3 protein-coding genes are annotated in these 2,394 nt (G+C 56.8%); all 3 read right to left on the bottom strand.

Annotated elements, in window-relative coordinates; genetic code table 11:
- Window positions 1–302: SDR family NAD(P)-dependent oxidoreductase (locus EN750_RS29625; RefSeq protein ID WP_127398868.1), on the bottom strand; the 302-nt coding region annotated here is incomplete at its 3' end.
- A 391-nt stretch (window positions 303–693) separates the two neighbouring features.
- A complete protein-coding gene (locus tag EN750_RS29630; RefSeq protein WP_126080630.1) occupies window positions 694–1,764 on the bottom strand; it encodes a 2-oxo acid dehydrogenase subunit E2 in 1,071 nt (356 codons plus the stop codon).
- 128 nt (window positions 1,765–1,892) lie between these two features.
- Window positions 1,893–2,394: SDR family oxidoreductase (locus EN750_RS29635; protein ID WP_145968029.1), on the bottom strand; the 502-nt coding region annotated here is incomplete at its 5' end.

The raw sequence follows: 2,394 nt of genomic DNA on the forward strand, positions 1-2,394 counted from the left end.
GTTATCCGGGCTATACCGGCATTGTTAATAAGGACGTCGATCGGCTGTTCGGCATTCAGTTCGTCGGCGAGCGCCGTAACCGCATCCGGCTTTGCCACATCGATGCCGCGATGACTTGCCGCGATACCGCATGATGCGAGTTTGGCCGCAGCGGCAGCAGCGCTATTCGCGTCCAAGTCCGCGATGACAATTGACGCGCCCGCTTGGCCGAGAGCGTGAGCGATTTCAAGCCCGATACCGCGCCCCCCTCCGGTTACAATTGCACGCTTGCCGGACAGGTCGAATTTCTTCAGATAATCCATGCTGCCTTTGATCCAAGTTTGTATGTTGGCCTCGCCCCAATAAATTGACCGGGATCATGATCCCGATACGGGTGGCGCCCGTTGTTGCTTTTGCGGGTCTGTGCCACTCTGCCGGCTATCATCACTAAAACGGCCCCGCGACACGGATACGGAATGACATTGTCCAGCACCGTCCGACAGGGATCAACATTCTGCCGCAGAAACAACCCGTATAGGCAGCCTGGCCAATTGGCTTGCAATGATAGGCGCCAGCAATTGTCCTGAGAATGCGCAAAAGGATTCGCTGGCCGTAAACCCAGCTTATGTCCAGCCGCTCATGCGCAAGATCGCGAATACGCTACCTTCGCCGGCCATAACGCAAGCGTCTAGTTGCCAAACTTGGACCTCATGCTCAGGCGACCATGCTCATAGGATTTTCAATATAGCTCTTAAATATCTGCAGCAACTTTGCTCCGAGCACGCCGTCCACACAGCGATGGTCGATGGAAAGGGTAACACTCATCACCGTTGCGATGGCCATTGAACCGCTCTTGACGACTACATGCTGTCTGCCCGCACCGACTGCCAGAATCGTAGCGTGGGGGGGATTGATCACGGCAGCGAACTCTTTGACCCCCATCATGCCCATGTTCGAGATCGATGTCGTGCCGCCTTCATATTCTTCAGGCTTTAGCTTGCGATCTCTCGCGCGTTTGCCGAGGTCCTTCATCTCGGCGGAAATGACTTGAAGTGTTTTCTGTTCAGCCTTGCGTATGATCGGCGTGATCAGACCGCCTGCGATCGAGACAGCTACCCCTATGTCGACGTGCTGGTGTTTAAGAATAGCGCCCTCGGTCCAGGAGACATTCGCGTCCGGAACGTCACGCAGCGCAAGCGCCAAGGCCCTTATCACCATGTCATTGACGGACAACTTGTAGACCGGCAGTCCGTCCGCGGCCCTAGGCGCCGCACCGTTGAGTCGGGAGCGCAGTCCTAGAAGCTGATCGATCTCGCAATCCACTGCGACATAGAAATGCGGAATGGTTTGCTTCGAGGTCAGCAGACGACGTGCAATCGTCCTTCGCATCCCGTCGTTAGGTATGCGTTCATATGATCCGCCCTCAAACAGCTTAAGAACAGCGTCGTCCTTGGCACCTTTGCTTCCAGACGACGCTGCAGGAGCAGGGCCTCCAGGCGCGTCGGACCGTTGTCCAGGGGCTGCGGCAACCGAACCAGCTTCAGTCTTTATGGCAAGAACGGCGACCAGGTCCCTGACTTTTAGACCGTTAGCGCCTTCCGGAACGACAATCCTTTCCAGAGTACCGCCGGCAGCGGCCTTGATCTCACCTGTATCGCTACCGCTTGATACTTGAGCCAAAACATCTCCGGCCTTTATGTCGTCCCCCTCGTTGAACATCCATTTTACAATGGTGGCTGCTCCCATATCGGAAACGAAGGCCGGCATTCTGACGTTGATAGGCATCGGCTCTACTGTGGCTTTTGAGGTATCTAGCGGGCTAGCGGTTTGCGGGTTCGGGCTGCTCTGCTTGGGGTACGAAGCGGAAAAATCTTCGAGCTGAACGGATGTTGGGGCTAAGAAGGCTCAAATGCTCACAGCAACAGTCCTCCGTCGATCGCGATCTCCGCCCCGGTAATGTAGCGGCTCTCGTTCGAGAGCAGGAAGAGAACGAGGTCGGCCACCTCGTCGACCGTCCCGGCCCGCTTGAGCGGAATGAGCGCGTACTGGCGCTCTCTGTCGGACGGATCCTCGGCGAGCAGCATGTCGGTTTCCACCCACCCGGGGTGGATAGAATTGACGCGGATTCCTGCTGGCGCAAGCTCTAGGGCCGCGCATTTTGTCATGCCTCGAAGGGCCCATTTCGTCGCGGAGTAGGCCATACAAGTTCGACTTCCGCGCATCCCGGCGACAGACGAGATGTTTACTATTGCGCCACCGCCGGATGCCTCGATCAGAGGTGAGACTTCCCGCATACCGAGGAAGCAACCCAACTGATTCACACGGAAGTGCTTTTCGAAGAGCGCGACGCTCGAATCCCTCATTGGCACGGGTTCATAAATCGCCGCGTTGTTGACCAGACCATGAAGTCCCGTC

This window comes from Mesorhizobium sp. M7A.F.Ca.ET.027.03.2.1, from assembly GCF_003999175.1.
Classification (GTDB): Bacteria; Pseudomonadota; Alphaproteobacteria; order Rhizobiales; family Rhizobiaceae; genus Mesorhizobium.

Bases quoted from the DNA above. Each gene is read 5' to 3' on its own strand.
- EN750_RS29630 (WP_126080630.1), bottom strand. From the start codon at position 1,764: ATGCCTATCAACGTCAGAATGCCGGCCTTCGTTTCCGATATGGGAGCA.